This window comes from Pseudonocardia sp. 73-21 (assembly GCF_001899645.1).
In the GTDB taxonomy this organism is placed as follows: Bacteria; Actinomycetota; Actinomycetes; order Mycobacteriales; family Pseudonocardiaceae; genus Pseudonocardia.
Genome location: NZ_MKVV01000099.1, coordinates 1 through 5348 on the forward strand (window position 1 = coordinate 1; position 5348 = coordinate 5348).

Annotated in this window: 4 protein-coding genes; 3 read left to right on the forward strand and 1 reads right to left on the reverse strand. The window is 68.7% G+C overall.

Annotated features, from left to right (window positions below; translation table 11 throughout):
- From BGP03_RS32355 to drmC, 3 genes are all read left to right on the forward strand, one after another.
- The coding region (locus BGP03_RS32355) for a helicase-related protein (RefSeq protein ID WP_299738583.1) at positions 1 to 1323 on the forward strand (1323 nt) is incomplete at its 5' end.
- Positions 1320 to 3176 (forward strand): DUF1998 domain-containing protein, encoded by a 1857-nt coding sequence (locus BGP03_RS32360; protein ID WP_298799556.1) that lies wholly within the window; start codon positions 1320 to 1322, stop codon positions 3174 to 3176. The genes BGP03_RS32355 and BGP03_RS32360, both read left to right, overlap by 4 nt.
- Positions 3173 to 3907: a DISARM system phospholipase D-like protein DrmC gene (gene drmC, locus BGP03_RS32365; RefSeq protein ID WP_298799557.1), complete on the forward strand. Its 735-nt coding sequence runs from the start codon at positions 3173 to 3175 to the stop codon at positions 3905 to 3907. The genes BGP03_RS32360 and drmC overlap by 4 nt, the downstream gene beginning before the upstream one ends.
- Positions 3908 to 3944: 37 nt before the next feature.
- Here the strand turns inward: drmC and BGP03_RS32370 are convergent, their stop codons facing one another.
- Positions 3945 to 4994, reverse strand: a complete 1050-nt coding sequence (locus BGP03_RS32370; protein WP_298799558.1) for a hypothetical protein — start codon at positions 4992 to 4994, stop codon at positions 3945 to 3947.
- Between the last annotated feature and the right edge of the window lie 354 nt (positions 4995 to 5348).

Below are 5348 nucleotides of genomic sequence, written 5' to 3' on the forward strand. Positions count from 1 at the left end.
CAGCGTCGCCAGCTACTGCGGGCGAATTACCGACTCAGGACACTAGTCGCCTCCACCGCCACCGTTCGCCGAGCCCGCGACCAGGTCGAGCAGGTCTTCGCCCGTGGCCTGGCCATATTCCCGCCGCAGGTCCTCGACGCCGGGGAGACGTTCTTCTCCACCGTCGAGCAGCCGTCGTCCGCTACGCCGAGCCGGCGCTACCGCGGCATCTGCGCAACCGGCGAGCGGTTCAAAGCCATCGAGATCCGGGTTGCCGCGGCCGTCCTGGAGCACGCCCAGCACCTCTACGACCGGCACGGCGACTTGGCCGACCCGTACATGACCCTGGTCGACTACTTCACCTCCACCCGCGAGCTCGCCGGCATGCGTCGGCTAGTGGAAGACGACATCGCCGAACGGCTCAGCTCGCTCTCGGTGGGCACCCGCCGCCGGCGGCCGACGATCAGCGAACTCACAAGCCGGATGCCGAGCAGCCGGATCGCCACCACGCTCGCCGACCTGGAACGCCGCTTCGACACGCGGTTCGACACGAGTGCAGCGCTGCAGGCACTCCGCGGTCCCGACCGGGAGAGGATCCGCGCAGAGATGGCCGACCGCGCTCCGGCCCTCGACGTCCTGTTGGCCACGTCGATGCTGCAGGTCGGCGTCGACGTTCAGCGCCTGGGCCTGATGCTCGTCACCGGGCAGCCCAAGAGCACCGCGGAGTACATCCAGGCCACGTCCCGCGTCGGCCGCGACCGTGAACGCCCGGGCCTAGTGATCACGCTGTACCAATGGAGCCGGCCGCGCGACCTCGCGCACTACGAGAGCTTCGCCTACGACCACGCGACCTTCGGCATGCGAGTCGAGGGCCTAACCACCACACCGTTCAGCGACCGCGCCCTCGACCGGGGGCTGAGCGGCGTGCTGACCGCAGCAGTTCGGCAGAGGGAGACCTCGGCGCAGCCGAACACGGCCGCCGGAGTGGTCCCGCTGGGCGGCGGGGCAGCGGCCGCACTCCTCGAGCTGTTTTCGGCGCGCGCCGAGCGGGTCACCCACGACCCGGCGCAGGCGGAGCGGGTGCGCAAGCAGGTACAGCATCGGCTCGACGAATGGCACCACTTACGGACCCACCTTCCGACCGGGCTGCTCGGCTACGAGCGGGCCGCCGATGTCACGGGACTGCTGAAGAAGGCCGACGAGGGCACCTGGGAACGCTGGACGGTGCCGATGAGCCTGCGGGAGGTCGAGCCCGAGGTTCTCCTGCAGCTGGACCGCCGCGACTTCAGCGCCGACGACGCCCCGCCCTGGACCTACGACCGCCGCCCGGAGTCGCCCTCATGACCGCCGCAGCACGCACGACGTCCGTCAAGGGCCAGCCCTCGCGCATCGGGGGCGCGCGCCCCAGTCACCTGGTCACCACCGGCGGCGTCGGTTCAGTCGTCGATCTGCCGGGAATGAGCGTGATCGTGCGCGGCACCGACACCTGGGGGCTCGAACGAGCCGAAGTGATCGACGAACCGCGACTGCTGGAAAAGGTGCGCCACGCGTTGGGGCCGCAGGTGAAGGCGCTGCGCACAGCACCGTGGGACCCGCAGGACTCCGACGACCCGTGGACGCGCACCGGGGTCCCCGTGTCCCCCTTCCCTCGGTGGTTGCGCTGCCCGCGTTGCTTCCGGCTCGGCCCACTCGACCCGCCCGGCCAGTTCGAGCTCATTCACCGCAGCGGCCGGCGCCCCGACCTCGCCAAGTGGGTGCATGCGACCTGCCAGCAGCAGACCCAGGTCCGCGACGTGCGCAAGCGCGCCTGTCTGCCGGCCCGGTTCCTGGTGGCCTGCGAGGCCGGGCACGTCGACGACTTCCCGTACGTCGACTTCGTCCACCACGGCCGTGAGCACCCCTGTCCCGGTCCCAAGCTGACGATGCGCGATAGCGCGAGCACGCTCGGCCCACGGGTCAACGTGCGCTGCCTGGAGTGCCAGGCCTCGCGCAACGTGGCCGACGCCGCGGGTCGCGACGGCTGGGAGAACCTGCCGGCGTGTCGCGGACGCCATCCGCATCTCCAGCGGTTCGAGACCTGCGGGCGGCGGCTCAAGCTAATGGTGCTTGGGGCGTCCAACCTGTGGTTCGGCGTCACCGCCAGCGCGCTGCACCTTCCGCAGGGACAGACCACCGCCGACATCGTGGGAGCGCACTGGGAACTGCTTGGGCAGCTGCCCAACGCGACGGTCGTACAGACGGTTGTCGACGGGATGGATGTGCTGCGCGGGCTGCGCACCGTCCCCGGCGAAGAAATCTGGGCCGTGGTCGAGAAGGTCCGCGCGCAGGGCGGGCCCGACGCGGAGGAGGTGGACTCGGACCTGCTGACGGCCGAGTGGCGCCTGTTGTCGCACCCGACTACCGACCGCGAGGACGACGACTTCCGCGCTGTACCCACCGTCGGCCCCGCCGGATACGAGCACCTGATCGAGCAGGTCGTGCTGGTCAGCCGCTTGCGTGAGGTGCAGGCCCTGCTCGGGTTCACCCGGCTGTCAGCCCCGGACCGGCGAGAGCTTGCGCCCGGCAATCGGCTGAGCCTGAGCCGAGGTGCGCCGACGTGGGTGCCGGCCTTCGAGCAACGAGGGGAGGGGATCTTCCTGGAGCTGCCCGAACAGCGGGTTCGCGACTGGGCCGAGTCCGTCACCGACCATCCACGCATCGCCGCTCTGCGGCACGCTTTCGCACGGTGGTCGACGAACCGGGCACGGCCCGTCGACCACGCGTTCCCGGTTGCCCGATACCTCCTACTGCACACGCTTAGCCACCTGCTGATCCGCCAGGTCGCCCTGGAGTGCGGTTACGGATCGTCCAGCATCCGAGAGCGGCTTTACGTCGGCACACCGGCCGAGCCGGCTAGCGGCATCCTGCTCTCCACCGCCGCCAGCGATAGCGAGGGCACACTCGGCGGGCTCGTCGCACTCGGCGAACCCCAGCACCTAACTCGACTGCTAGATCAGGCGTTCGACGACGCGCGCCGGTGCTCGTCGGATCCGCTCTGCGCCGAGCATGTGCCGCAGGATCCGTCGGAGACGCTGCACGCGGCGTCCTGCCACGCCTGTCTGTTCGCCTCGGAAACCAGCTGCGAGGCCAATAACCGGTGGCTCGACCGGGCGGTCGTTGTAGACCTCACTGGAGACGGGCTCGCATTCCTTCCATGACCCCGCTGGTCGACCTCGCCGCGATCCTGGGCCGAGACCTCCCATCCCGCGACATACGCGTTCTGGCTGAGGCCCTCCGTACCGGTCCGCAGGCGATTAGCCAGGCGGCTGCCGCAGCGACTGGTGTCGCGGTACGTGCTGCCTATCGCCGCGTCGTCGACCGTCGGTTATCCGACGCCGACCGGCAGTTCCTGGCCGGTGCGCTCCTCGGCCACCTGGCACCGCGCGCCCCGACAGGCCGGATCGATGTGGTGTGGACCGGGCCGGACAGCGGCGCCGCCACCGGTCGGCTTACTTCAGCCGTCGTCGTGGACCTGATCGACCGCGCCGTCACCGACGTGCTCCTCGTCGGCTACGCCGTCCACACCGAGCCTAGTGTCGCCGCGGCGCTGCAGCGGGCCACTGCCCGCACCGTCGTGATCACGCTGCTCGTCGAACGAGCGACGGACAACCCGCGGTTTACCGGCCCGGGCACCGCCTTCCCCGGCATCGACGCGATCCGACTGCACTGGCCGCGAGAGCAACGGCCGGCTGGAGCTTCATTGCACGCCAAGATCCTGGTGATCGACTCCGACATCGCGCTGGTCGGCAGCGCCAACATCACGGGTGCCGCGCTCGGCCATAATCTAGAATGCGGCCTGCTTGTTACTGGAGGCCCGGTTCCGGCGGAGATGCGCAAGCACGTTGAACTCCTGCTCAACCGTGGTGTCCTCACCGCGCTTCCGATCTGAGCTGAAGCGCGCCGTGCCCCTTGGCTTCCTCTGGCCATCAATCGGACTCGCGCGTCGCAGCCAAGGATGTGTCGATGTCGTCTGCGATCTTGTTCAGCGGCCTGCCGTCTGGGCCGAGGAACCAGTTGGGACCCCAGAGCGCCGTACGAGGCTGTTCCCCGGTCGCAGCGACGACGATGTGCCGAATCAGGCTGCGTAAGCCCCAGGTGGACCCGTCGATCGCCCATTCGAGAGGCTCTTTCGGGTCGAGGCGCCAGCGGACATGAGCCCGCTCGGGTTGTTCGGAGAGCCAGTGTTCGATGGTGCCGCGATCCTCTCCGACGTTCGCTGGAACTGAGAGCCGTATCCGCTGCCCGTCGGCGAACGTCTGAGCTCCGACAAGCCGTTCAGCCACCGATGCTTGCCTCGTGGCGGTCGACCGGGTGGCGCGCTGTGTGGCCCCGGCGGAGCGTGGTCGGATCATGAACTCCTCGGCCTGGGGCACGGGGAGGACCTGCGAACTAGTCATCGCGAGGATGGCGTCGTCGATACGGTACAACCCGATCCGGATCAAGCGTAGATCCACCCCGGACTCGATGAGGAACATCGTCGTGTTCGTCAAGACCGGGCTGAAGTCCTCGGCGACAAGGACCATTCGGGGTGGACCCAGACTTTCATCCGAGACATTCGGAGCCCACTCTCGAAGATCGTCGAGGATCATCTCTGCTGTCGCTTCATCGTCGCGGAATCGACCGTGAGCCTCGATGAGATCATCGAGCGTGAACCGCGACGCCATGGCGGTGTAGTTCAGAGCCTGGACGAGAACTGAGTCCGGTGCGCGGTGGCGCTTTAATTCGGCCACGACCAGGCGGCCGGTCCGGTCGAGCCCCAGGAGATCGAGACGATCCGCCGTCGCTGCCCCGCTCGAGGTGGCCCAGCGGTCGAACTCCTCGGTGACGATGAGGACATCTTCTCCAAGCATATCCGGATACTCTTTGATCCACTCCTGGAGGTGTTGCCTCTCAAGGAGGCCGGCTTCGACCATGCTGACCCGCTCCGCGCGAACGGCCTTCGCCCCCGTCACGGTGAACACCTGCTCGTCTGCCACGGGCGAGAGGTTAGGTGCCGTCGGAGTATGAAGCGACATCGTGATGACAAGCGCTCAAGGCCGCGCAGGCCGAGACAACTGCCGATCGACCGCCTTCGGCGGGGCCTGACGGCCCTTGGCCTAGCACCGCCGACCTCACGGTAAAGGGCGCTCCGCTTCGCTCCGCGTCACTGCGTGACGGCCTCCGGCCGCCCTTGACCGCGAGCCTCCACGGCGGTGCTGGGTCGCCTTGCGGCGGCGGGGGAAACAACTCCCCGCCACCCCAAGGGGACGGGCCGCCAGGCCCACGATCACGGGAGTTTCAATGACCGTGTCAAGCCGCGCTGACTGCCGGGGCTGGTGCCTCGGTGGTGA